At 56.5% G+C, this 24925-nt stretch carries 24 protein-coding genes and 1 tRNA gene; 8 read left to right on the top strand and 17 right to left on the bottom strand.

The annotated features are described in order from the left end of the window. Positions 1-11 precede the first annotated feature (11 nt). On the top strand, positions 12-1892 hold the full coding sequence (locus ACXADZ_RS10495; RefSeq protein ID WP_171089464.1) for a monovalent cation:proton antiporter-2 (CPA2) family protein: 1881 nt from the start codon (positions 12-14) through the stop codon (positions 1890-1892). A 30-nt stretch (positions 1893-1922) separates the two neighbouring features. Here the strand turns inward: ACXADZ_RS10495 and cobT are convergent, their stop codons facing one another. Next, a complete protein-coding gene (gene cobT, locus ACXADZ_RS10500; RefSeq protein WP_475196054.1) occupies positions 1923-2933 on the bottom strand; it encodes a nicotinate-nucleotide--dimethylbenzimidazole phosphoribosyltransferase in 1011 nt (336 codons plus the stop codon). 78 nt (positions 2934-3011) lie between these two features. Here cobT and cobS point away from each other — a divergent pair, with 78 nt between their 5' ends. Continuing rightward, positions 3012-3776: an adenosylcobinamide-GDP ribazoletransferase gene (gene cobS, locus ACXADZ_RS10505; protein WP_475196060.1), complete on the top strand. Its 765-nt coding sequence runs from the start codon at positions 3012-3014 to the stop codon at positions 3774-3776. Here the strand turns inward: cobS and ACXADZ_RS10510 are convergent. From ACXADZ_RS10510 to ACXADZ_RS10535, 6 genes are all read right to left on the bottom strand, one after another. After that, positions 3773-4534, bottom strand: coding sequence for an ion channel (locus ACXADZ_RS10510; protein WP_171182776.1), 762 nt, complete (start codon positions 4532-4534; stop codon positions 3773-3775). The genes cobS and ACXADZ_RS10510 overlap by 4 nt on opposite strands. Before the next feature lie 114 nt (positions 4535-4648). Beyond that, positions 4649-5158 carry a CarD family transcriptional regulator gene (locus ACXADZ_RS10515; RefSeq protein WP_171089457.1) on the bottom strand — a complete coding sequence of 170 codons (510 nt, stop codon included), beginning with the start codon at positions 5156-5158 and terminating at the stop codon, positions 4649-4651. Positions 5159-5441: 283 nt separating this feature from the next. Next, a complete protein-coding gene (gene fdxA, locus ACXADZ_RS10520; RefSeq protein ID WP_074735041.1) occupies positions 5442-5780 on the bottom strand; it encodes a ferredoxin FdxA in 339 nt (112 codons plus the stop codon). A 66-nt stretch (positions 5781-5846) separates the two neighbouring features. Next, a complete protein-coding gene (locus ACXADZ_RS10525) occupies positions 5847-6212 on the bottom strand; it encodes an RNA-binding S4 domain-containing protein (RefSeq protein WP_475196075.1) in 366 nt (121 codons plus the stop codon). A gap of 6 nt (positions 6213-6218) precedes the next feature. Next, positions 6219-9035: a helicase-related protein gene (locus ACXADZ_RS10530; protein WP_475196080.1), complete on the bottom strand. Its 2817-nt coding sequence runs from the start codon at positions 9033-9035 to the stop codon at positions 6219-6221. 18 nt (positions 9036-9053) lie between these two features. After that, on the bottom strand, positions 9054-9662 hold the full coding sequence (locus ACXADZ_RS10535; protein ID WP_171089451.1) for a tetratricopeptide repeat protein: 609 nt from the start codon (positions 9660-9662) through the stop codon (positions 9054-9056). A 30-nt stretch (positions 9663-9692) separates the two neighbouring features. On the opposite strand from ACXADZ_RS10535, the gene ACXADZ_RS10540 reads away from it, so the two are divergent. From ACXADZ_RS10540 to ACXADZ_RS10555, 4 genes are all read left to right on the top strand, one after another. Beyond that, a complete protein-coding gene (locus tag ACXADZ_RS10540) occupies positions 9693-9983 on the top strand; it encodes an SCP2 sterol-binding domain-containing protein (protein WP_171089449.1) in 291 nt (96 codons plus the stop codon). Further along, the gene (locus ACXADZ_RS10545) at positions 9983-10933 is read left to right on the top strand and encodes an alpha/beta hydrolase (RefSeq protein ID WP_475196091.1); all 951 of its coding nucleotides are present in this window, start codon (positions 9983-9985) and stop codon (positions 10931-10933) included. The genes ACXADZ_RS10540 and ACXADZ_RS10545 overlap by 1 nt, the downstream gene beginning before the upstream one ends. 110 nt (positions 10934-11043) lie before the next feature. After that, positions 11044-12864, top strand: coding sequence for a M3 family oligoendopeptidase (locus tag ACXADZ_RS10550; protein ID WP_475196096.1), 1821 nt, complete (start codon positions 11044-11046; stop codon positions 12862-12864). After that, entirely contained in the window at positions 12861-13343 is a 483-nt protein-coding gene (locus ACXADZ_RS10555) for a GNAT family N-acetyltransferase (protein ID WP_475196100.1), read from the top strand. The genes ACXADZ_RS10550 and ACXADZ_RS10555 overlap by 4 nt, the downstream gene beginning before the upstream one ends. A 10-nt stretch (positions 13344-13353) precedes the next feature. On the opposite strand, the gene ACXADZ_RS10560 is transcribed toward ACXADZ_RS10555, so the two are convergent. The 5 genes from ACXADZ_RS10560 to ACXADZ_RS10580 form a co-directional block, all read right to left on the bottom strand. Then, the gene (locus ACXADZ_RS10560) at positions 13354-14232 is read right to left on the bottom strand and encodes a DMT family transporter (protein WP_475196105.1); all 879 of its coding nucleotides are present in this window, start codon (positions 14230-14232) and stop codon (positions 13354-13356) included. 13 nt (positions 14233-14245) lie between these two features. Beyond that, positions 14246-14515, bottom strand: a complete 270-nt coding sequence (locus ACXADZ_RS10565; RefSeq protein WP_171089440.1) for a DksA/TraR family C4-type zinc finger protein — start codon at positions 14513-14515, stop codon at positions 14246-14248. 58 nt (positions 14516-14573) lie between these two features. After that, on the bottom strand, positions 14574-15548 hold the full coding sequence (locus ACXADZ_RS10570; protein WP_475196114.1) for a Gfo/Idh/MocA family protein: 975 nt from the start codon (positions 15546-15548) through the stop codon (positions 14574-14576). A 157-nt stretch (positions 15549-15705) separates the two neighbouring features. Next, positions 15706-16602: an RNA polymerase sigma factor RpoH gene (gene rpoH, locus ACXADZ_RS10575; RefSeq protein WP_171089435.1), complete on the bottom strand. Its 897-nt coding sequence runs from the start codon at positions 16600-16602 to the stop codon at positions 15706-15708. A gap of 142 nt (positions 16603-16744) precedes the next feature. Next, complete coding sequence (locus tag ACXADZ_RS10580) at positions 16745-17782, bottom strand: RluA family pseudouridine synthase (protein WP_475196124.1); 1038 nt, start codon at positions 17780-17782, stop codon at positions 16745-16747. On the opposite strand from ACXADZ_RS10580, the gene ACXADZ_RS10585 reads away from it, so the two are divergent. After that, positions 17781-18083, top strand: coding sequence for a DUF6476 family protein (locus tag ACXADZ_RS10585; protein WP_171089432.1), 303 nt, complete (start codon positions 17781-17783; stop codon positions 18081-18083). The genes ACXADZ_RS10580 and ACXADZ_RS10585 overlap by 2 nt on opposite strands. A gap of 44 nt (positions 18084-18127) precedes the next feature. Here the strand turns inward: ACXADZ_RS10585 and ACXADZ_RS10590 are convergent, their stop codons facing one another. The 5 genes from ACXADZ_RS10590 to ACXADZ_RS10610 form a co-directional block, all read right to left on the bottom strand. Next, entirely contained in the window at positions 18128-20029 is a 1902-nt protein-coding gene (locus ACXADZ_RS10590; RefSeq protein WP_475196132.1) for an ATP-grasp fold amidoligase family protein, read from the bottom strand. 25 nt (positions 20030-20054) lie between these two features. Next, positions 20055-21107: a glycosyltransferase family 2 protein gene (locus ACXADZ_RS10595; RefSeq protein WP_253762607.1), complete on the bottom strand. Its 1053-nt coding sequence runs from the start codon at positions 21105-21107 to the stop codon at positions 20055-20057. A 22-nt stretch (positions 21108-21129) separates the two neighbouring features. Continuing rightward, positions 21130-21801 carry a class I SAM-dependent methyltransferase gene (locus tag ACXADZ_RS10600; protein ID WP_171089425.1) on the bottom strand — a complete coding sequence of 224 codons (672 nt, stop codon included), beginning with the start codon at positions 21799-21801 and terminating at the stop codon, positions 21130-21132. Between the two features lie 108 nt (positions 21802-21909). Continuing rightward, positions 21910-23784, bottom strand: a complete 1875-nt coding sequence (locus tag ACXADZ_RS10605; RefSeq protein ID WP_475196143.1) for a glycosyltransferase family 2 protein — start codon at positions 23782-23784, stop codon at positions 21910-21912. Between the two features lie 222 nt (positions 23785-24006). Then, positions 24007-24093, bottom strand: a tRNA-Leu gene (locus ACXADZ_RS10610). A gap of 141 nt (positions 24094-24234) precedes the next feature. On the opposite strand from ACXADZ_RS10610, the gene ACXADZ_RS10615 reads away from it, so the two are divergent. Beyond that, complete coding sequence (locus ACXADZ_RS10615) at positions 24235-24894, top strand: DsbA family oxidoreductase (protein WP_475196147.1); 660 nt, start codon at positions 24235-24237, stop codon at positions 24892-24894. Positions 24895-24925 lie beyond the last annotated feature (31 nt).

The following is a 24925-nucleotide window of genomic DNA, read 5'->3' on the forward strand; positions in this document are numbered from 1 at the left end:
CGAGGAGACAAATGGACGATTTTCTATATCAGGCTTCGATCTATCTGGCTGCGGCTGTGATCGCGGTGCCTCTGTCCGCAAGGCTGGGGCTGGGGTCGGTACTGGGCTATTTGGCCGCCGGGATCATCATCGGGCCAGTGCTGGGGCTGGTTGGGGCCGAAACGGAAAACCTTCAACATGTCGCCGAATTCGGTGTTGTGATGATGCTGTTCCTGATCGGGCTGGAGCTTGAACCTCGTGCCCTTTGGGACATGCGAGATCGTTTATTGGGCCTGGGCGGCCTTCAGGTTGTGCTGTCTACTGCCGCGATTGCTGCAGTGGCCATGTACGCAAACCACCCATGGTCCGTCGCGTTGGCGGTCGGATTGACCCTGTCGCTGTCATCGACTGCAATCGTCCTGCAGACCCTGTCAGAAAAGGGTCTTATGCAGACAAATGGTGGGCGAGCCACGTTTTCGGTGCTTCTGACACAAGACATTGCAGTTATTCCGATCCTGGCGCTATTGCCGCTGCTGGCTTTGCCCGCGATGCCTCATATCGAAGCAGATGGATCGATTGATCGGGGGGCTGGTGATCTGCACGCAGCGGGCCATCACAGCCTTTCGCTGGTCGAAGGTTTGCCGGGTTGGGCTGTCACTCTGGTCACTCTTGGCGCAATTGCTTTCGTTATTCTGGCAGGCGTCTATCTTACCCGCCCCCTCTTTCGGTTTATCCACGCGACGCGCCTGCGCGAGATGTATACCGCTCTGGCGCTTATGATTGTGGTCGGTATTTCTTTCCTGATGACGCTTGTTGGACTGTCGCCTGCTTTGGGTGCGTTTCTGGCGGGTGTCGTGTTGGCAAGCTCAGAGTTTCGCCATGAAATGGAAAGCGACCTTGAACCGTTCAAAGGGCTGTTTCTTGGGCTGTTCTTTATCACGGTTGGGGCCGGGATCGACGTTGCCTATTTCTTCGATGACCCGCTGGACCTGATCGGCTTGGCACTGCTTGTGATCCTTGCAAAAGGGATCATCCTGTTTCTGGTCGGCAAAGCCTTTAAACTACGCGGGCGCGACCATTGGCTGTTCACGCTTGGGTTGGCGCAGGCCGGTGAATTTGGATTTGTGCTGCTGGCGTTTTCCACACAGCAGAACGTCATCCCGCCTGATCTGTCGCAGAAACTGCTGATGATCATTGCCCTGACCATGCTGATCACCCCCCTTCTGTTCATCATCTATGATCTTCTGTCTCGGAAAATAGGCGACACCGCCAAAGATCCCGAACCCGACGAGATTGACGAAAAAGGCCCTGTGATCATTGCGGGCATCGGACGGTTTGGTCAGATCGTGAACCGGCTGGTACGCGCCAGCGGCTTCAAAACAGTGGTTCTGGACCACGACATTGAAACCGTTCAATTGATGCGCAGGTTTGGGGTTAAAGGCTTTTTGGGCGACCCAACGCGCCCCGAATTGCTACGCGCTGCAGGGTTGGAAAAAGCGTCGGTTCTTGTGGCGGCAATGGACGACCACAAGCAGGTGACGCGGCTGGTTGGGTATGCCAGACGGCAGCGCCCCGACCTGCACATTATCGCCCGAGCCCGCGACCGGACCCATGTGTACGAGCTGTATCAGGCGGGGGCCAACGACATTGTACGCGAACTGTTCGACAGCTCGCTTCGCGCAGGGCGTTATGTTCTGGAGAATATTGGGCTGAGTGAATACGAGGCCGCGCAGGCCGAACAGACCTTTTATCACCACGACCGTACGTCAGTCCGTGATCTGGCCGAGCTCTGGGTTCCCGGAATGCCAACAGCCGAGAACAAGAAGTACATCGAGCGCGCTCAGAAGCTGGAAAAAGATCTGGAAACCGCGTTGCTTGAATTGGCGGAAGAACACGCAAAGAAATCTGCCTGACCCAGATCAAACCCTGGGTCAGGCAAGACCTTAGCCGTCGGATACGCCCGCTTCGGCGAATGTTGCCATACCAGAATGGCACGCCACAGCACTTTTGAGAATATTGATCGCCAGCGCCCCGCCAGAGCCTTCGCCCAGACGCAGACCAAGGCTCAGCAACGGGTCCTTGCCAAGCTTTGACAATACGGCCCCATGCGCCGCTTCCGCGCTTTGGTGCCCTGCAATCGCATGATCCAATGCGTTGTCTGACAGTTTCCAAAGGCAAGCTGCGGCGGCAGTACAAATGAAACCGTCCAGAATAACCGGAATGCGCAGCACGCGCGCGGCGGCAATCGCTCCGGCCATCGCGGCGATTTCGCGCCCTCCCAGGCAGCGCAGAACCTCAAGGCCGTCCTCTGAGGAATGTTTCGCCACACCCTCAGCCACAACGCGGGTTTTGTTGGCAAGACCTGCGTCATCCACGCCGGTCCCGCGACCGGTCCAATCCTCTGCATCCCCGCCAAACAGCGCGCAGGCGATGGCCGCAGCCGGGGTTGTGTTGCCGATACCCATCTCGCCCACAACCAGCAGATCGGCCTGCGGATCAACGGCCTGCCAGCCGGTGCGCAAGGCGCTCAGCAATTCATCTTCACTCATGGCCGGAGCCTGCGTGAAATCCGCTGTCGGCTTGTCCAGATCCAGCGCGTGCACATTCATTGTCGCGCCCGCCGCCTTGGCCAACTGATTGATCGCCGCACCGCCATGTTCAAAGTTCATAACCATCTGCACGGTGACTTCCGGCGGGAAGGCCGATACGCCCTGCGCGGTGACACCGTGGTTTCCGGCAAAGACGATGACCTGCGGGGATGAGATCTGCGGACGCGCATCGCCGCGCCATCCCGCATACCAGATCGCCAAGTCCTCAAGCCGGCCAAGTGCACCGGGGGGTTTGGTCAGTTGTCCGTTACGCTCGCTCGCGCCTTGCGCCGCAGCGGCATCCGGGCCCGGAGCCGCCGACAGTGCAGCGCGGAACGCGTTCAAATCATTCAGTTCAGGCAGCATGAAAGCCTCATTGCATCAGAGTGGTCCTGTGTGTTTAACCGAAGCACTGAATCCAACAAGACCCCGAAAGGCACGGGCGTGCATAAAAACGACACGAAACTCTTTTCTCTGATGGATATTCCGCTGGCGCTGGTGCTTCTCACCCGCCTGCCCGTGCCGCGTTTGCCTGATCCGGTTTTCTCACGGCAAGCTCAGTCGGTCTGGGCTTTTCCCTTTGTGGGTCTGATCGTCGGAGGGCTTGCCTGCCTTGTGGGGTGGAGCGCGCTTGCCTTGGGGCTGCCTGTCATGGCGTCTGCCGGTCTGCTGATGGCCGCACTGATCACCACAACCGGCGCTATGCACGAGGACGGCCTTGCCGACACGTTCGATGGCCTATGGGGTGGATTCATCCGCGAACGGCGCTTGGAGATCATGAAGGACAGCCATATCGGGACTTACGGCGTACTTGCCCTGATCCTGTCTCAACTGGTTCGGATCTCGGCCATCTCTGCTTTGCTGACCGCCGGAGCGGTGGGGGCGATCCTGTCCGCATGTATCGTTTCAAGGGGCTTGATGCCTGTAGTGATGGCCGGATTACCACAAGCGCGTACGTCAGGCCTGAGCCGTTCTGTCGGCACGCCCCAGGTGCCATCCGTTATAGCAGCACTGGGGTTGGCCGTAGCGCTCGCCTTTCTCTTTCTGGGCGCAGGCGCTGTCATTGCTGTGGTTTTTGCAGCAGCCAGCACAGCAGTCACTGCCCTTATCGCCAAGGCAAAGATAGGTGGTCAGACAGGTGACATTTTGGGGGCCACTCAATTGGTCTCCGAAATTACCTTTCTTCTGACCTGTGTTGCTTTGATTTAAGACGCGCCTCCGGTTTCGATCCGCAAAGTGGCACCGCAGTGTTTGCAATGCACGGCATCAGGATCATGCCGGAACAAACCGCAGCTTGGGCATTTGTGACGGACTTTCTGAGGCATGAAGATAGCCTGCGCCAGCCGGACAAAGAGAGCTACGCCGACCACCATGATGAAGACCGAAAACAGCTTGCCGCCTGGCGTGGGCAAGGTGATATCGCCAAACCCGGTGGTCGTCAGAGTCGCCATGGTGAAATAGAGCGCGTCGATATACGGCGTTTTCGAATCTGCGGGAATAAAGAACACCAGAACGGCGGTCGAAGTTGCAAAGACAAAAACCATCAGGTTTATGGCGGCGATCACCGCGTCTTCGTGGGTGCGGAAGAAATTGCTGTCGCGTCGTAAGTCCCGCAGCAAGTGGTAGGAATGGATCAACCGCAAGGCGCGCAAGATCCGTAAAAACGCAAGATTGCCAGTCAGGAACGGATCAAGCACCAGGGATACGATAACAACGATATCCGCCAGCGTGTAAATCTGGCGCAACAACTTCCAACGGTCCTTTGCGATCCAAAGCCGCGCTGAGAAATCCAGCAAAATCAGAAAGCCAATCAGCAGGCTTGCGACCGTGACGCCCGGCCCGTGAGGAAAATGAGCGGTGGCGACGAAGAAGATGATCGACACGATGTCGAATAGGATCAGGCCGTAGCGAAACCAGACCGAAATCGGGTCATGCCCGATATACAGGTATTTCACCGTTTGCTTCATATCCGCCCTGTATCGTGCTGCATCTAAAGTGAAATTAACGGCAGTTGCACAAATCACCAAGCCACGAAAAAGGCCGCCCCGTTTGGAGCGGCCTCAGGCAGTATTTTGATGCGATCAAGCTGCGCGCGAGGTCAGGACTTCGTCCACCTGCTTCGCGGCCGAAACTTCGCCAGCACCGGACACGGCTGCGACCTCTCGGGTCAGACGCTCTAGCGCGGCTTCATAAAGCTGACGCTCGGAATAGCTTTGCTCGCGTTGATCGTCGGTGCGATGCAAATCGCGGACAACTTCAGCAATCGAGATCAGATCGCCCGAGTTGATTTTCTGTTCATATTCCTGGGCGCGGCGGGACCACATGGCGCGTTTGACCTTGGCCTTGCCCTTCAGTGTCTTCATCGCCTGACTGATAACATCGGGCGAGCTCAGCGACCGCAAACCGGATTCGGTTGCTTTGTTGGTCGGCACGCGCAATGTCATTTTGTCTTTCTCAAATGAGATGACAAACAGTTCAAGCGAAAAGCCCGCAACTTCCTGCTCCTCGATCGAGATGATCTGACCCACGCCATGGGCGGGATAGACAACATAGTCGTTGGGGCGGAACTCAAGCTTTTTCGACTTTGTCATTCAGTTTTTTCCTTGCTTGCGGACCGGGACACAGACAACAAAAACACCACATGCGGGGACTGTCTCAGCCCCGTCAGGCGGCGTTTCTGTAACAAATTCAGAACTCCAAAGTGAGCATACTTTCGGAGTGCATCCCAATCTCGGTCATCATACAAGTCAGGAGTATACCACAAAAATATGACACCCGAAAGTTTACCCTACGGGAATTTTTCGAATTTCACGCACCTTCAACAGGTTACTTAGTGAACTTCTTGCTAGACGCTAGGCTGCAGTCGCGAATCGCTTAGCCGCCTTCGCCGGGCGCCTCAGAGAAATACTTCTCCATTTTGCCCTCTTCACCGTCGCGCTCTTCAGCGTCGGGAAGCGGATCTTTCTTAGTCACAATCACCGGCCACTGTTCCGAGAACTTGCGATTGAACTCGACCCATTGCTCCATTCCCGGCTCAGTATCCGGGCGGATTGCGTCTGCCGGGCATTCCGGCTCACAAACACCACAGTCGATGCATTCGTCCGGGTGAATAACCAATGTATTCTCACCTTCATAGAAACAGTCCACCGGGCACACTTCGACACAGTCGGTGTATTTGCAGGCGATACAGTTTTCGGTGACAACATAGGTCATGAGCGGATTCCCGTTTGCGGTTTGTTCGACTAGCTAATTCAGTCTGGCCTTCTCTTCAAGATGGGATCAGCGATCTTCTTTGCGAGAAAGATCAAGAGCGCGCCGATCCTTCTTGGTCGGACGACCTTTTCCCTCAAAACCTGGGTTCTTAGAGGGTACGTCCTGCTTTTCGGTCATATCGAAATACAGCGTTTGCGCCTCGGGGGCCGGACCACGGCGTTCGCCCAGTTTTTCGATACGCACAACACGCACTATTCGCCCTTGCGGAAAGGTCAGAACGTCACCCGGACTTACAGCCTGCGCCGGTTTCAGCACCCGGGTTCCGTTCAATCTGACATGGCCGCTGCTTACCTGTTTGGTGGCCAGGCTGCGGGTTTTGAAGAACCGCGCCTGCCACAACCATTTGTCGATCCGCAGTTTGGCCTGATCCATGACGGATCAGTTGCCGTCCTTCAAACCCATCAGCGCTGCCGCAAACGGGTTATCGGGATCAATGGCTTTTTCCTTCTTCGGAGGCCGTGCCGAGAACGATTTCGCGCCCTGTGGTTTGCCGCCCTTCTTACCATGCGGCTTGCCACGACTGTCCTGAGGCTTACCACGCGGTTTGCCTTTGCCCTGCCCCTGCTCGCGGCGCGGGCCACGGTTTTGCTGGCGTTGACGACCCCAGGTGAAGGTATAGAAAACCTCGGCCTCAGGCTCATCCTGTGCGGCGTCAGGTGCTGGTGCCTCGGCTGCCGCCTCGGTGCTTGTCGTGGCCTCGGCTGACGCCTCGGCGGGTGCGGCGGCTTCTTCCGACGTAGCCTCAGGTGCCGCAGAATCTTCGGCGGCAGGCTGTTCCGCCGCTTCCGCCGCAGGTTGCTCAGCGGCGACCGCTTTCACCTTTTCACGCTCGCCACGCTCGGCCTTGTAGCCCAGGCCCTGCATCAGGTCTGCGAATTGTTCCAGCGTCATGCCGGTGATCGACAGCATGTCGGGCTTGGCTTCGAACCCGCCCCGGCTGTCTTCGGCACGCAGCATATCAGCCAGACGTTCCAGCATATCGATCCGGATCGAACGCTCGCCCGCATCACGGTAGCCACACATGGTGTCATAGCCCTGCGGCGCATCCTTGGCGACAGGTACAGTGACCAGACCCGGAGGTGGCGCTTCGGGGAATTCCTGCAAACCGCTGGACAACGCCCACAGCACCAGACGCAAGCGCGTGGGTGCGGGTTTCAGCAGCAGAGGCATAAAGATCGTGAACTGGCCAAAGCGGATGCCATGCTTGCGCAGCGCGCCACGGGCATCCTGATCCAGATCCTTGACCTCTTGCGCGACCTGCGCACGCGGCAGAACGCCCAGCGCTTCGACCATGCGGAACGCGAACCCTTTTGCCAGACCGGTCAATTCTTCGTCACGCGACAGGTTCAGGAGCGGTTCAAACAGAGCCGCCACCTTACGGTCGATGAAATGCTGCAACCGGCGCTGAACTTTCTGTTCGACATCCGGCCCTGCGGCCTCGTCCACAAAAACTTCGACCATCGGCTTGAGAGGTTCCGCCCCAGCAACCAGTTTGCCGACGGCGTATTCGCCCCACATCAGGCCACCCTGATCCGTGAAATCAATTTCGGTATCGGGCGCATTGTAGAAGCGATCGGCGCGCAGATGGAATTGCGGCGCGAGTGCTTGCAAAGAAGCCGATTTCAAAGCTTTCGCCTCGGTCCCTTGCGCGCTTTTGTCCGGTGTAAACCGGAACCCTTCCAGACGACCGACGAATTCGCCTTCGACGGTCACTTCACCCTTGTCATTTACTTCGGCCAAAAGGGCCTCCTTCTGTTTGAGCCGGCGCAGCAAAACAGATGTACGCCGGTCCACAAATCTCTGAGTCAAACGCTCATGTAAGGCGTCTGACAGTCTGTCTTCTACAGTGCGCGTTTCGTCACGCCAATGCGATTCGTCACGCACCCAGCCGTTTCGTTGCGCAACATATGTCCAAGTGCGAATATATGCCAACCTTTTGGACAGCGCATCTATGTCACCCTGGGTCTGGTCGATACGACGAATCTGCCGCGCCATAAAATCATCCGGGATCGATCCGCGCTCGTGCAGGTGACCATAGATCACTTCAAGCAAGCTGGCGTGTTCTGCGTGGCTGATGCCGCGAAAATCGGGGATTCGGCACACGTCCCACAATAAACGGATCGATTGCGGGTCGCTGGCGCGGGCAACGATCTCGGTCACTTGTGATAGGGATTTCAGCGCATTCAGGTCGTCCGCAGGGCGTGCTTTGATCAGATGCTCGTCATTTGGGTTGGCCTCAAGCGAAGTGATCAGCGCGTCGATGGAGCCAAACCGCAAGGCGGCATTCCGCCAGTTCAGCTTTTTCATCGGCGTAAAGCGGCTGTCCATGATGGCCTGCGCCACGCCTTCATCCAGCGGCGGAGCCTCGCCCGTCACGCCAAAGGTGCCATCAGACATCCCGCGACCGGCCCTGCCTGCAATCTGCGCCAGTTCGTTCGGGGCCAGCGGGCGCATCCGGCGGCCGTCAAATTTGGTGAGGGATGAAAACGCGACGTGGTTCACATCCAGGTTCAGCCCCATCCCGATGGCGTCGGTGGCAACCAGGTAGTCGACCTCGCCATTCTGATAGAGGTCAACCTGAGCGTTGCGCGTTCGCGGGCTGAGCGCGCCCATGACAACCGCCGCCCCCCCTTTTTGACGGCGCAGCAATTCCGCGATGGCATAAACATTGTCGACCGAAAATCCGACGATGGCGCTGCGCGCGGGCATCCGGCTGATCTTTTTGGACCCTGTATAGACAAGCTGCGACATCCGTTCACGTCGGACGAACTGCACTTCGGGAACCAGCGCCGCGATGGGGCCGCGCATGGTATCCGAACCCAGGAAAAGCGTCTCGTTCGTGCCACGGGACCGCAGCAGACGATCGGTAAAAACATGACCACGTTCGGGATCGGCACAAAGCTGGATTTCGTCGATTGCTACAAAATCTGCTCCCATGCCTTCGGGCATGGCTTCGACTGTGCAGACCCAATATTGCGTGCGCGGCGGCACGATGCGCTCTTCACCTGTGACCAGCGCCACAACAGACGGGCCGCGAATGGCAACGATCTTGTCATAGACCTCGCGTGCCAACAGCCGCAGCGGCAGACCAATCACGCCGGTGCGGTACCCCAGCATCCGTTCGATTGCGTAATGGGTTTTGCCTGTGTTTGTCGGGCCCAATACGGCCACTACTCGGGATGACCCGCTCACCATTGCCCCCTGCCCCGGACCTTACAGCGCTGCGCCTTCAACCTGAGGCTTCAGTCGATTCACCGCATTGGTTACTTCTTCGTGGTGGGGATGTATAGCCAAGGCCCGCGAATAAGCATCATACGCTTTCTCAGGCTCTCCAACGATTTCAAAGATCAAACCCAGCCCATAAATCGCTTCGTAGTGGTTGGGGTTGAGGGTCAGTACATGTTCAAGGTCGGCGGCTGCCATGCCAAACCGTTCAATCCCAAAAAACGCCGAAGCGCGTACATGCCAGCCTTCGGCGAACTCGGGCGCATGATCTGTCAATGCCGTCAGGTGATCCAGCGCGGCATCTATGTCCCCGTCTTCAAGCGCTTCTCGACCGCGCTCCAGCAGTAGATCCGCGGAGGCCGAGCCGGATTGCGCCCACAAGGCTTGCAACTGCCTGTCAAGGGCCATTGCCTGTTCGGGTGTCGATTGGGCAAGTTGCTGCAACAGCGCGTCTTCATCGCGCAAATCCGCCTGCTGCGCGAAGCAACTGGTGGAAAACGTGACTAGAACGGCAAGTGCCGCAACGGTACCTTTGAGATTGTGGATTGCAATGCTCATAACAATAGTCAGTGTAGCGTTGCGACCGGGGATGTCCATTCACGGCGCACTAACAAAATGAGGAAAAGCATGAGCGAGATTCTTGAAAAGGCAGCAGCCGCGCTGAATGAAAAACTGGAAGGCGGCGCGTTTGATGCTTCGGCCAAGTTTGCAATCGCCGATCTGGGCGCAATCGTTCTGGATTCTGACGGTGCCCGTGTCAGCGACGATGACGCTGATGTCACCATGAGCGCCGACGCCGACACGTTCGAACAAATCCTCAGCGGTGAACTGAACCCCACCGGTGCGTTCATGTCCGGCAAACTGACCATTGACGGCGACATGGGCGTTGCGATGAAGCTTGCGTCGGTGTTGGCCTGATGGAATTGACGCCGGCCCCTTTCTTTGAAGACGTGGCCGGCGGTCCCGCCGGTGGGAATGCCCATTGGGTGATGACCTCGGACCAGATTCGAATCCGCGTTGGCCATTGGCTGCCTGAAGGCGAAGCGCAGGGCACCGTGCTGATGTTTCCCGGTCGAACCGAATACATCGAAAAATACGGAAGCACCGCTGCTGAGTTCCTCCAACGCGGTTTTGCCATGCTTGCCGTTGATTGGCGTGGTCAGGGACTGGCAGATCGCTTGCTGGACGACCCTCGTGTCGGACATGTCGATCAGTTTACAGACTATCAGCGCGACGTTCAGGCCACGCTTGACCTTGCCCGAACGCTTGATCTGCCAAAGCCCTGGTACGTGATCGGACATTCGATGGGGGGTGCCATTGGGTTGCGCGCCGTGATTGAGCAGAAGTGCTTTGCAGCATGCGCCTTCACCGGTCCTATGTGGGGCATTTTCTTTACCCCGGTTATGAAACCCCTCAGCCGCGTAACGGCCTATTGGGGCACAGCGCTTGGCCTTGGCGAAAAAACACCACCGACCACAACGCTGGAAAGCTATGTTCTGTCGCAACCCTTCGAGGGCAATATGCTGACCCGCGATCCGGCGATGTTTCGGATGATGCAGGATCAACTGAAAGCCCATCCTGAACTGGCGCTTGGGGCACCCTCGAATCTTTGGTTGCGCGAATCGCTGGACGAATGTGTCTGGCTGATGGAGCAGCCCGCACCTGACACACCTGGCCTGACCTTCCTTGGCAGCCATGAACAAATCGTCGACCGCAAGGCCATACGCGCGCGCATGAAAAACTGGCCAAACGGTATACTCGTAGAAATCCCGGACGGCGAACACGAAGTGCTGATGGAGGCCCCTGATGTACGCGGGCCGGTTCTGGATCAGTTGGCCGCGCATTTTCTGTCCAATCGAACCAGTTAAACTGCGATCCGAAAACCCTGCTTCCGTCTGGCCTCTTGTTGGACTGGCCGCTTGTGATCTGCGCGCACCAGCCCTAGATGTTTGCAAAAGCTATCTACAAAAGGTGATCCATGCGCGACCTTCCCTTTCCTGTCCGAGACGCAAACGCAATGGGCGGTGCCGACAACCTTGGCAACCTTCCGGAATGGGATCTGAGCGATCTCTACACCTCGGAAGACGCACCCGAGCTTGAGCGCGACTTGGACTGGCTGGAAGGCGAATGCGCCGCCTTTGCCGCAGACTACGAAGGCAAACTGGCCGATCTGGACGCAGACGGCTTGCTGGCCTGTGTGTTGCGCAACGAAAAGATCAACTCCATTGCCGGCCGCATCATGTCCTTTGCCGGTCTGCGCTATTATCAACTGACCACGGATGCCGAGCGCGCCAAGTTCCTGTCGGACATGCAGGAAAAAATCACGATCTTCACCACGCCGCTTGTGTTTTTCACGCTAGAACTCAACCGTATCGACGATGACGTGCTCAAGGCGCATTTCGACGCCAATGCCGATCTGGCCCGTTATGAGCCCGTTTTCCGCCGCATCCGTGCGATGAAGCCCTATCAACTATCCGATGAGCTGGAAAAGTTCCTGCACGACTTGGGCGTTGTCGGCGATGCGTGGGAACGTCTGTTTGATGAAACCATAGCCGGGCTGACCTTTGACGTTAATGGCGAAGAACTGAACATCGAAGGCACCCTGAACCTGTTGACCGAGCAGGATCGCGCCAAGCGTGAAGCGGCCGCGCGGGAACTGGCATCGGTGTTTCAGGACAATATCAAGACCTTTGCCCGTGTCCACAACACCCAAGCCAAGGAAAAGGAAATCGTCGACCGTTGGCGCAACATGCCCAGCGCGCAAACCGGGCGTCACCTGTCGAACGATGTAGAGCCCGAAGTGGTCGAAGCGCTGCGCGAGGCGGTTGTGGCCGCTTACCCCAAGCTGAGCCACCGGTATTATGAGCTGAAGCGTAAATGGCTGGGTCTGGACGTGATGCAGGTCTGGGACCGCAACGCGCCACTGCCTATGGAAAACTCGCGTGTTGTCAATTGGGACGAGGCGGAAAAGACCGTCATGGACGCTTACAATGCCTTCGATCCACGCATGGGAGAGATCGCATCGCCCTTCTTCTCGAAGGGCTGGATTGATGCAGCGGTGAAACCCGGCAAAGCGCCGGGTGCTTTTGCCCACCCGACAGTCACTGACGTCCACCCCTATGTGATGCTCAATTATCTGGGCAAACCACGTGACGTAATGACCCTGGCGCATGAGCTGGGCCATGGCGTGCATCAGGTGCTGGCCGCCGATCAGGGTGAGATGCTGTCATCAACCCCGCTGACACTTGCTGAAACAGCGTCTGTCTTTGGCGAAATGCTGACCTTCCGCAAAATGCTGGAACAAGCCGAAACCCAAGAGCAACGCAAAGTCCTGCTGGCCGGTAAGGTCGAGGACATGATCAACACAGTGGTCCGCCAGATCGCCTTCTACGACTTCGAATGCAAGCTGCATGCGGCCCGTCGCGAAGGCGAACTGACACCCGATGACATCAACGCCCTGTGGATGAGCGTTCAGGCCGAAAGCCTTGGGCCCGCATTTGAATTCATGGACGGGTACGAGACGTTCTGGGCCTATATCCCCCACTTTGTGCATTCGCCCTTCTACGTTTACGCCTATGCCTTCGGCGATGGCCTCGTGAACGCGCTGTATTCTGTTTACGAAAGCGGTGCTGACGGGTTCGAAGACAAGTATTTCGAAATGTTGCGCGCCGGTGGCTCCAAACATCACAAAGAGCTTTTGGCCCCGTTCGGCCTTGACGCAAGCGATCCAAAATTCTGGGACAAAGGTCTGTCGATGATCTCGGGCTTTATTGATGAGCTGGAAGCGATGGAGGGGTGATTGCACTCCAACCTTTGAACCGCAATGAGGCAGACCGGGTCGCGGGTATCACGCTGCGGCCCGATCAGCTAAAGTTCGCGGGTACTGTAGAAGAAGCTTTGGCCGAGCCTGCGGAACGGTTCGATCTCCATCAAATAATGCTGAACCAACGCCCTGTGGGCCTGTTCAAAATCGATCGCTTTTACTGGCAAGACTATCCATTTGCCTTTCAAACCGATCTTGGCTTAAGGGCTGTTATCCTCGACCATAGCGTTCAGGGCCAAGGGCATGGAGCCGCCGCCATGAGCCTGTTGAGGACATACCTGCCTGCGTTGTACCCAAAGGCGAATGCTCTGTTTTTGACCGTAAACCTCGAAAATCCCGTTGCCGTCGCTGTGTATCGCCGCGCTGGTTTCGAAGAGACCGGAGATATCTGGCCTCATGGCGAGGCCGGGCCCCAATACATAATGTCCCTGCCCTTATCAGCAACGGCAGTGTAGCGACGAACACCTATTCCGCTTTCTTCATTGATGTCAGAAAGATAGCCCCAACGATCAGCGTCGCCCCCACGATGGCAAGCGGCGTGATTGTTGCGTCCAAAAACAAGGCCGAATTGACAAAAGTAAACACGACCGAAGCTGCAAATAGCAAAGTCGCAGTCAAAGTCGAAACCCGCGCGGCGGCCTCGTACCAAAGATAGTAGGCCAACGCGGTTGGCAGTACACCCAACAAGATCAAAAACAAAACGTCGTTGGCCGTAGGTATTTGCAATGAAAAGGCGGCCATTGGTATCAGCAATACGCCTGAACAAAGGAAAATGCCGAACAGGAAATTCAGTCTCTCTCCTGTTGATTTCGAACTACGCATTGCACGGCTGCTGGAAATTAGAAACACAGCCCAGCTGAGGCCCGCACCGATTTCCAGAAGATCACCGAACAACGGTTCGCCGCCCCCCTGAAAATCCCGGTAAACTGTTAAGAACACGCCAAAAATTGCGAGTGCTGTTGCCACGACGTCTATGCGCGTCACCTTCGTATCTGCAAAGAAATAAAGGAATACCAGAACAAAGAACGGCGCGGTATTTTCGAGCACCATCGCATTTGCCGCGCCTGTGTGCTCGAGGCCGATATGGAACAGGATGTAGTTGACCACAGTCGCCAGTACCGCCAGACGGAAATTCCAATCGCCCAGTTGATTCGACACAGAAACCCGCATCACCCGCAACATGCAATAAATCGCCAGAGCGGCGATAAACAGGCGTGTGACAGCAATCTGTAATCCGCCCAGATCACTTGTGAGATAGCGCACGATGACACTGTGCGTGCCCCAAAGGAACGCCGCCAGAAACCCCAGGACCAGACCGTTTTGCATCAGTTTGGTTCCGAGCATCACTGAGCCGCACTTACTTCAGCTGGCTGTCTTTAGAGCCCCGGCGGTTCATTCCGCCCCGAACTTTAGTCACGCCATCGCGGTCTTGCTGGCAATCCAGACACAGCTTAACGCCCGGCAGCGCAGCGCGTCGCTTTTCCGGAATCGGCTCTTCACACTCCGCACAATGGGTCAGGCTTTCGCCGACGGGGCGCTTCTGAGCTTGCATCCGCGCCAGTTCGTCCGAAATCGAAGCTTCGATTTGTTCGCTTACCGCTCCATCGCGTGCCCAGCCACCTGCCATGGGTTTCCTCCTGAAACATGGAACAACAGGATAGCCGAGCCCCTAGGCGCTGAGCAAGTTACAGCGACACCGCGTCTTCAAATACACGATCAATCACCTCTTGCGTGCCGCGCGAAAACTCTAGTGGGCAGGGATAATCCGCACCGTCCCGGATCGACCGGCAGAACGCTTCTACCTGCAATTTGTAATGGTTTGCCGCTGGGAACCTGTTGACTTGAACTTCAAGACCTGGGCGGTGCAGCTCTACCCGTGCCTCGCCAAACACACGCGCATTGAAAGGCGTTGTCAGACGGATCAGACCGCCCTCGCCATGAAACACCATTTCCTGATGAGGGTGCATTCGGATGGACACGTAGGCCGAATAGGTAAAGCCAGGGAATTGGGCGCGGATTTCGGTAAAGGTGTCTATGTCGTTCTGCCAGCGGATTGCAGATTGAACCGCCACAGGCTCTGCCCCAGTGGCAAAGCGCGCGCCGCCGATGACGTAGACACCAATGTCCCGCAATCCGCCGCCGCCCGTTTCGGCCCGGTTGCGAATATTCCCCGTGTCCGCCCGATTGTCAAAACTGAACGCGCCGGTCACATGCACCAAGTTCCCGATGGCACCATCGGCGATCAGATCACGTGCCAGCTGCCACTGGGGGTGATGCACAATCATATAGGCTTCGGCCGCAAGCACCCCTGTCTGGTCGCGCTTGGCGATCAATTGGTCAAACTCAGCGGTCTTCATGGTCATTGGTTTTTCGCACAGTACATGTTTACCGGCGTCCATTGCCCTTAGACTCCACTCGACATGCATGTGGTTCGGCAAGGGGATATAGACCGCGTCGATGCCGGGATCTGACAGCAAAGCCTCGTAACTGTCCAACACCCTGAGGTCCGGGCAAAAGGACAGAAATGAATCTGCCTTTGCTACGTCAGATGTTGCCAATGCAGCCAAACGAGCACCATTTGCTGCATGTATTGCCGGAGCCATATGCTCGCGCGCGAATTTCGCGGCCCCCAAAACGCCAAACTGAACAGGCTGTTGCATCGCACTCTCCATCCGTTTCTGTATGACCTCTCTGCCGCTTTTGACGTTCGCGAGTCAATTCACGGGTCGATCCGGTCACATAGATCAACGGTCCATAACGAATTTTCAAAGGGGTAAAACGAAACCAGCCCGCAGAGATAGCGGGCTGGTGTTTAGGTCAGCTGGTTGCCAGCATCCCTTTTTCGCGGGCAAGGTCCCGCATCTTCTTTTGCAGTTTCTCAAACGCGCGCACTTCGATCTGGCGAATACGTTCGCGGCTGACGTTATACTGCGTGCTCAGCTCTTCCAGAGTCACCGGCTGATCCATCAACCGGCGCTGAGTCAGGATGTCCTTTTCCCGATCGTTCAGCACATCCAGAGCGGCAGTCAGCAACTCGCGGCGTGCTTCCAGTTCGTCGCGCGCTTCATAGTCGCCCGCCTGATCGGCATCTTCATCTTCCAGCCAATCCTGCCATTGCATCGTGCCCTCGCCTTCGGACCCCACGGTCGCGTTCAGCGAGGCATCCCCACCGGACATACGGCGGTTCATGCTGATGACTTCTTCTTCGGTCACGCCCAGATCATTGGCGATCTGTTTGACGTTTTCAGGACGCAGGTCGCCCTCTTCCAACGCGCCGATACGGGCCTTGGCCTTGCGCAGGTTGAAGAACAGCTTTTTCTGAGCCGAGGTTGTACCCAGCTTCACCAATGACCACGACCGCAGGATATATTCCTGGATCGAGGCGCGGATCCACCACATGGCGTAGGTTGCCAGACGGAAGCCTTTTTCAGGGTCAAACCGTTTCACCGCCTGCATCAGGCCGACATTCGCCTCGGAGATCACTTCGGCCTGCGGCAGTCCGTAGCCGCGATAACCCATAGCGATTTTGGCCGCCAGACGCAGGTGAGATGTCACCATCTTATGTGCGGCTTCAGTATCCTGCTCTTCGACCCAGCGCTTGGCCAGCATGTATTCTTCTTCCGGCTCCAGCAGAGGAAACTTGCGGATTTCCTGCATATAGCGATTCAGGCCGCCCTCGGGCGTCGGTGCGGGGAGATTTGCGTAGTTTGCCATTATGATGTCCCTCCGACAAATGTTTAAGTCTTTAACATAGGATATGGGTAAGGAACCCTGCCTATTCAAGAGGTGCTGCTATCAGTCTGAAATTAAACTTCTGTTAAGGGAAGATAAGAAACTCTTTCTCACGGGACTTTGCTTATTGTGACACTGGTGTGCGCAGGCCTGCAATCAGGGATTTCATATCTTGCGGCAGGTCGGCCTCGAACCGCAGGTTTTCGCCGGTCACCGGGTGTTCGAACCCCAAAACCGCTGCATGAAGGGCCTGACGCGGGAAATCGCGGACAAATTCAGCAGCCGAAACCGAAAAGGCCTTGGCAGACAGCTTGCGCTTGCCGCCGTAAACCGGGTCTCCGACCAGCCCATGTCCTGCATGGGCCATATGGACCCGAATCTGATGGGTGCGCCCGGTTTCCAGCCAGCATTCGATCAAGGCCAGCCCTGCGGGTATACCAAAACTCTCAACAACCCGTGCACGCGTTACTGCGTGGCGACCCCCATGGAAGAGAACAGCCTGCCTCTGACGGTCGGTCTTGTGCCGCGCAAGCTGCGTGGTCACGCGCATGATGTTGCCGGGTTCGAAACTGACCCCTTTGACACCGCGCAAACGTGGATCGTTTGCGTCCGGCACCCCGTAGCACACGGCGCGGTAATACCGTTCGACACTATGGGCTGCGAATTGCTCGGCCAGGCCGTGGTGTGCAGCGTCCGATTTTGCCACCACCAAAAGGCCACTGGTTTCCTTGTCGATGCGATGCACGATGCCCGGGCGCTTGACCCCACCAACACCTGACAGATCATCCCCGCAATGGTGCAGCAGCGCGTTTACCAGCGTACCGCTGGGCGAACCCGGCGCGGGATGCACGACCATGCCTGCGGGTTTGTTCACAACAATCACATCCGCATCTTCAAAGACGACCTCAAGCGGGATGTCTTCGGGGCCGATATGGCTGTCTTCGGCCTCGGCCACGACAATTGTAACCTGTGCCCCTTCCGCAACTTTTGCCTTGGGGTCACGCGCCTCGCGCCCATCGATCTGAACGGCACCTTCTTCGATCAGGCGCGCGAGCCGGGTGCGCGACAGGTTTTCACCATCTGGCACATCCCTTGAAAGCGCCTTATCAAGGCGTGACGGCGGATCAGCCGCGATCTGAAACTCAATCTGGCGGGTGCCCATGACTGTCCCTTCCGAACCCCAAGAACCGCAGGAAACACCGCAGCTGCGATTGCTGAGGCGGATGGTCATGCTGTTGACCGCGGTGATGATTGGCGGGGTTCTAGTGACATTCGCCCTGATTGTCATCCGCCTATCGGACCGCACCCCCACCCTTCCGGATCAGATCGAGTTGCCGGACGGTGCGAAGGCCCAGGCGCTGACCATCGGCTCTAACTGGTACGCGGTTGTCACGGATGACAACCGTGTTCTGATCTTTGACAAAACGACCGGAAAGCTGCGTCAGGAAATAGTGGTCGAGTAAGCAAGGGCGAACGCCTTGCCCCCATACCAGATTTGGCATGCAGCTTAATTTTCGTTCGGGAACAACGACGTACCAACCCACGCCGCGCCCAATCGCTGATCCAGCGCGTCTGACCGTATTTTCAGTTTTCCGACAAGCGGAGACAGAGTAACCTCGCGCAGGCAGATCCTTTCCCCCACCAAGCTCAAATCTACTCTGGCAAATTCGACGTCTTGCGCCAGAGCTTCTGCGATCCCGACCATCTCGTCGAATTGCGCGGGCCGCGGCTCTGTGTCCGAACTGGTTGGGAAAAACAACTCATCTGGTCGGAATGTATAGTCTCGGTCGTGCAGCATCTGAATGCGTCCGCGCCCCCGGTCACGGTCGACCTGCACCAAATGAACACAGCCAGCGATCACCCAGAACTTCCAATCGGTGACTGTGTGTTCACCGGCTGTCAGATCTTCCTCAAGACAATAGTTGGGCTGCCGGGTAACGCGCCACCAGTCCCCGGTCCAGAACCCTTCCGGCGTTTTGGTTTTGTGCCACGCGGCCATCTGATTGTTTGCCGCGTCGCGCTCAGCGTCATCCAGCGGAAGCGACACGCCAATCCTGTGCGCAACGCTGGCCGAGCCTTTCAGGCTGTATTCACCGGGCTCGTCAGAAAGCGCTTCAGGCAGGGTCGGTATGTGTGAATGCCATACACGCCTCGGCACAGTCAGACCGTCCGGCACCTGCTCCACTGTTTTGTCTTGCTCTGCAACAAACGCGTCGGGAACTGCACCAAACAGCTTCATCACCAACAGCTTTTCGGAAAAGGTTTTCGGCGCGCAGAGATCAGGTAGACGGCGGTGGCTTTCGGCATAGTTGAACAGCGACATGGCAAGCGCATTCAGACGCGCAGCCTCGCTGCCGTAATGATCCCAACCACGCAAACGGCCCGGACGTGGCGGATCGTTCACACCATAGAGATTGTCAGACTGGATCCTGTCCAGCTCTGCCTGCGCGACTTTCAAATAGTCTTCTCTGTCTGACAGCAGGGCCGTAGACATTGCACCGCCTGTGGCTTTTCGGATGTCTTCTGTTGTTGGCCGTAACGCGGGCAGGTCGGCCGGAAACTCGATCGGTTTGGGCCCCTTTCTGCCATGGCGCGGCAGAGGCGCATCGCTTGCTCGGATGCCCAGGTTTCGCAAGCGTCTGTCCAGGAAAGAATGCCTTTTGATGCCATTTGCGATCCACCACCGCATCCGGCGACCCCACAGGTGCACTGCAAGAGTGTCGTCCTTGATGTATGTCTTTCTGAACTCTCGGACGTGAATATCGTTGGCTTGCCCGGCCTGACGGAACGGCAACGGATAAAACACCGGGATTGGACTGGCATGTTTCAATTCGTCATGTTGGCGCAGATACCATGTCATGACACCCGGTCCGTAAACGCTGTGCTCCTGATCCGAAGCATGCGGCAACTCGCCGGCGCGCTTCATCCGCTCAAGCTCTGCCCGTTCATCACCTTCGACCCAGGGACGGATCGGGTAAGGATCATTGCTGTACTCAATATACGAGCCCAGTGCCGGACTGTCCGAGGGCAGCCGCATCACGGCATTACAGATCGTGTCCCTGTTGAAGTAGCCAAAGATGTGATCGGCCTTAGGGATCGGAGACAGCGCCACCACATCCGTATCGCACCACAGGAAATCTGTTTTTTTCATCAACTGCAATCTGAAGATGTCAGATTGCGGAACCGGCGTTTTGAACTGGTTGTTCATGATGAACTGTTTCGGCTCATGCACTTCGTTGGCCGATACCAATTCAACGCCAGACGGTACGTTTTCGACCTGCCCATAGTGAAACAAAACCAGCCTGTGGCCCTGTTCGATAAAGGACAGCATGCACATCTGTTCCAGAAAACTCAGACGGCCTTCCATCCAGAGCATCCCAATCGTCGGGAGAGAGCGATCCGCAGCCATAGTTTTTTCTCCGAGGGGTGATCTGTTAGGTTTCTGGCGTCTGTTCACCGGATGCAGGGGTGGGCTCTGCCGAAAGCCGCTCCCGCACAATGCGGTCTTTTTTGACAAACTCCACCGCCGGTTTTGCCAGCAGTTTCTGGTACAGTTCGTTGTAATCTGGCTGTTTCAGAAGATCGTTGATCAGCGCCTTGTGCCAGCGGAAAGACTTTCTGTGCAACCGTTTAAGCCGGTCATCCGCTCGAAACTCCTCTAACACCGCGTCAACCTCATCCTTGTATCGCAGGATAGTTTCATCCGTTGCGCCGCCGCGGTTCCAGCGATCCCAATAGTCCGTACCAAGCGTCTGAGATGAGTGGTTCGCCCTGCCCCGGCTTCGTTTAGCCAGGTAAGCTTGAGTAGACCGAACCGCATAGTGATTTATTTGCGCGATTTCAAAGCCAAAGGGTGGCGAGACGTGATTGCCAAAAGGCGCGGGTTCTTTGGCATGCCCTCCGGGCACAGAACGGAAAACTGCCGCCTGATACTCGGCCCGGGGATGAGGGTTGTGAAGCCCATAGCGTAAATAAACTTCACCTTGCCGGAACATGGATTTCACAAAACGGCGCCCTGCCCCACCCTGTTCATAGTCCAACTCACCGTCAAAGAATTGCTGCGTCACAGGCGTATCACGCATCACGTGCCTACCGTTGTTCGAAAAAATCTTCCACGGAATCGAGATGACATCGACCCCCGGTGTCGCTTCGATCAGGTCGTCCAGCTTGTTATTGCCGACGTGAATGTTCAGGAACTCGTCCGCGTCGCCCACGTAAATCCACTTGGCCTCTTTCACGACCGGCAGACGGCGCGCCTGTCTGAGAGCGGACCGGTGAATCCCACCTGTTCCAACGCGGTTTTTGTGAAACTCGACATGGCCCAAGTCCTGCAAACGGCGAAGTATCTGGTTTGTGCCGTCCGTACAATCGTTGGTGTAGACAATGATCCGGTCGAATCCCAAAACCTTGTGATGGGCGACCCATTCCAGAATATAGGGCCCCTCGTTCTTCATCGCCGTGATGAGGATTTTTTCAGGCTTAACCATCGTTGCCACTCAATCCCGTCGCTTAACTGGCCTGCCCTTTGCTGTCATCCTGCGGAACAATCTTTTCTATGGCGATCTGAGCACCGGCAATTGCCCGGATGCGCAACGCGCGTGGATACTTACCAAGAAACTCGTTCACCGCCCGGATGACGCCATCACCCCACCAGCCCCGTCGGTGGTAGTCATCAAAGGCCATGATCCCACCAGGTTTGATCTTGGGAAACAGTGCCGCCAGATCGGCGGTCACGCCTTCATAAGAGTGGTCGCCATCGACATAGGCAAACGAGATGCTTTCGTCATCAAACAGTTCAAGCGCAGGCACCGAGAAATCCCGGATGATACCGACCTTGCCCTCTTCAATCTCTTTTTCGAACGACTTGACCACTTTCTGGAAGATGGCCTCCATCTTTTCGTCTTCGGTCCGGCCAACAAATGCGGTTGTGTGCGACTCTTCCCCGATGTGTTTCCAAGGATCGATAAGAAACAGCTGACTGGGCTCAATCAGTTTGAGAATGGTCGGCGAGAACTCTCCTTGCCAGACACCGATTTCAACTGCGACACCTCCTTTTGGAAGGCGCGACAGAAACGTGCGGCGGATTGCATCCTTGGTGTTCTTGCGCTTGGTTGCCTTGTCGGCCTGCGGCTTTTCCTTACGCCCCGGCGCGGCACCAATGATCTGGGGTTCGTTTGCCATCTCAACCTCGTTCTGTGTTCGAAGCAGGCATCAAAACGATGCGACCACCCCACTTTGTTCTTTTCTAGATCGCTACCACGACAACAGCGCAAGAGCCAGAAGCTTGGGTTATTCTTTATCGAGCGGGGGCAATTTGTCGATCCCAAGCCACGGTGGCTCTAAGCTGGTTATTCTGTAGGACCCGGCATTGCCCGCCAGGAACCGGTTGATCGCAGCAGACATCCCCGAATACGACCCCTTGCCGCGCCTGTAAGACGTGAAGGCGATGCTGCCACCCGGCGCAAGCACCCTGTCTATCCGTCTCAGCAATTGAAGCATAACACGTTCGGCGCGAACGCCACGAATGACGACGACGCCAATGCTTTGATCTTTGAAAAGTTTCAACATCAAGGCAGGCATCGCCCTGTACACACGCAACTTTCCCGACAGAATGGGCTCGCGGAAATACTCGAGAAACGCATAGAACGCGCGGTCAAGCGCCCTCGCGCCCTCATCTTGGGTCGTGTCCGGGCAGGCAAACCCGTTCCAGGACAAGCCCCAAGGCGCAATTACGGTCAATTGCGCAACAGTACCCAAATCCAGTATTTCCTGGACGATTTCTGGTTCAACCTGCCCGATCAGGACCCAGGATTTCTTTCCGCTGATCGACTTCAGGAATTTCTTGCGTTGCTTTGCCGTTCTTTCAACTTCCTTAGGTGATTGCAGCAAAAAACTGGGATCTCTGGGATCAAACGGCAGATCGACCTGTTTCGGGTCAGTGATCTTGGCGTGTTCTGTCTTAGCCTGTTCACAATCCATTGGCGTGTCCAGGGCATCAAGCCGAACAAACCACGGGTAATTCAGCGTCTTATTGTTCGAGATTATCGCCATTTGCCCGATCCGGTTCCATTTCGCGACCTGCGCAAAACTGACCTCGGGGTCTTTGTACACTTCCACATCGAACGAAGTGTTGGCTTCTTCCAGGACCCCCAAATCCAAGGCTTTCAGGTTCTGGCCGCTGCGGAAATTCTGATACCTCCGAATAAAGCTCTTTGCGGCGTCGGTTTGGCGAACCGTGGCAATCCGGGACTTATGAAACTCAACAGCCTGTTCGTGGAGGTTTCGCAAGATTTCGTCCTGACACAGGCGTTCATATGCGTGACGCATACGGTCCAGCTTGGACAGGACTGACCGTTCCTCGACATCATTGAAGCAATGCATGTGCCAATAGGCCTGTCCGGTCGCCTCCATCTTGGGATGAAACGCCGTTGTGTTCACATCCCCGCGAAGCCGCTTCATCAGATAGCTTTCGATGGACCTGACGGCATAGTGGTTCATACGAAACAACGAAGTTCCAAAGGCCGCACCAGTTGTTGTAAACGCCCAGCCACGCCGACGCATTGCAGGTGGCAGCGGATCGCCGTCACCATCGACCCAAGCGAAGTTTTCAACTTTACCCTTGATCGGACCGCGCGGTCGATGCGTGTTGACCAAACGATAAGATCCATTGTTGCGGATCAGAGATTTGAACGCGCGCAAATTCTGCGGCATGACCATGCCCATCTCGCCGGCGCGCGTGAACTGCTCAATAACGAACTTGTCTTCGAACTCGACAATCCCGTTGTGCCCAAACATCTGCCATAGCGCCGCAAAACCATCCGCGTGCGGCAACCTTCGGAAAAGGTCGTCCAGCGTGCCTTCGCCGACACGGATATCAAAGAACTCATCGACATCGCACACCAGAATCCACTCGGCTTCGGAAGACCAGGGATGTTTCATTGCGTTGGCATACGCCGAAGCTTGCGGCCCGTGTTTCCACGGCCCCGGATTGTCGATATGCGCTAGGAAACCAAGCTCTTCACACCGTTTGAGGATCGCATCCGTACCATCCGAGCAGTCGTTCGAGTTGACGATGAAATGTGTGAAACCGATCGATTGGTAGTAGGCAATCCACTCGAGAATGAAAGGGCCTTCATCTTTCATCGTGGAAATGACTAATCTCATCAACGCATCCCGCAATCATGGCCCCGGCATTCAGAGATGCAGGATAAGCGCATCCCAGAAAGGGCATAGCTCGCATCCCTGAACAGGGCTGTGTTACGGGCCGTGGATTGGCAATGCAAGTGGGCAGCAGCTTGTTGCCCTTTCAGACGTCACAACCGTGTCCGAAGCGCACGTGCCTGGCAGCTTGCGAAAGTGAGCGTGCCAAAGGATTAAGGTATGTATTGGTGCGGTCGAGAAGACTCGAACTTCCACGGGAGTTACCCCACAGCGACCTCAACGCTGCGCGTCTACCAATTCCGCCACGACCGCACTGCCAGTGACTTAGTAGAGCGGCGTATAGACGTTGGCGCGCGCGATGTGAAGAGGCAAAAACGCTCTGGTTTAAATTACCGCGCAGCCGACCTATCTAGCTGAATGATCACCACACATCCGATCTGACAGGAACCGCAAATGACCTCAACCGAGAACCGCCCTATTGTACAGATCGACATCGTTTCAGACGTGGTTTGCCCGTGGTGCATTGTTGGCTTCAAACAATTGGACACAGCATTGCAGCAAATGGGTGTTTTGGCCCGGCTGCGCTGGCATCCGTTCGAGTTGAACCCGAATATGCCACGCGAAGGTCAAAACCTGCGCGACCATATCATGGAGAAATACGGAACCACCGCCGAACAAAGCCAGCAAGCGCGGGACAGGCTCACGTCGATTGGCGCAGAGCTGGGGTTTACGTTCAACTTCGGCGACGAAAGCCGGATGGTGAATACGTTTGCCGCACATCAGTTGCTGGATTGGGCAGAAGGGCAAGGTCGACAACACCCGCTGAAGCTTGCTCTGTTTGATGCGTACTTTACCCGGCAGAAGGACGTCTCGGACACTGAGGTCTTGCTGGATGCCGTTCGATCAGTCGGGCTTGATGCGGAAGCTGCTCGGCAAGCGCTTGAAAGTGGCCAACACACGGGCCCCGTTCGCGAGAAACAGCAATTCTGGACCAGCCGAGGTATTTCCGGCGTACCGTCCATGGTGTTTGGCGGAAAATACCTGCTGACTGGGGCGCAAGGGACCGAAACCTATGCGCAAGTCTTGCAACGATGCCTGTCCGAGGCCGCCTGACCCCTTCCCCTGACCGCTATGGGCGGATATG

The organism is Ruegeria sp. ABM4_193, assembly GCF_056158705.1.